1 protein-coding gene is annotated in these 643 nt (G+C 70.9%); it reads left to right on the top strand.

Annotated features, from left to right (window positions below; translation table 11 throughout):
* Window positions 1-643: S8 family serine peptidase (locus KBW98_RS23810; protein ID WP_211522637.1), on the top strand; the 643-nt coding region annotated here is incomplete at both ends.

The following is a 643-nucleotide window of genomic DNA, read 5'->3' as shown; positions in this document are numbered from 1 at the left end:
GCTGGCCGCCGAAATGATGGCGCGCGACCCGAACATCGAGTACGCCGAGCCGGACCGCATCATGACCCACATGGCGACGGCCAACGACCCGATGTACAGCCAGCAGTGGCACTACACCGACGCCACCGGCGGCCTGCGCCTGCCGACCGCCTGGGACAAGTCGACCGGCTCCGGCGTGGTCGTGGCCGTGATCGACACCGGCTACCGTCCGCACACCGACCTGAGCGGCCAGTTCCTGCCGGGCTATGACTTCATCGGCGATACCTTCGTCTCGAACGACGGCAACGGCCGCGACAGCGACGCCAGCGACCCGGGCGACGCCATCGCCGCCGGCGAATGCGGCAACGGCGAACCGGCCCAGGCCCAGACCTCGAGCTGGCACGGCACCCACGTGGCCGGCACCATCGCCGCGCGCACCAACAACAGCGTCGGCGTCGCCGGCGTGGCCTACAACGCCAAGATCGTCCCGGCCCGCGTGCTGGGCAAGTGCGGCGGCTACACCTCGGACATCGCCGACGCGATCACCTGGACCTCGGGCGGCACCGTCTCGGGCGTGCCGGCCAACGCCAACAAGGCGCGCGTGCTGAACCTGTCGCTGGGCGGCGGCGGCGCTTGCGATTCGACCACCCAGGCCGCGATCAAC

The organism is Massilia sp. ST3, from assembly GCF_018119405.1.
In the GTDB taxonomy this organism is placed as follows: Bacteria; Pseudomonadota; Gammaproteobacteria; order Burkholderiales; family Burkholderiaceae_D; genus Telluria.
This window is presented reverse-complemented; position numbering and strand designations above follow the sequence as displayed.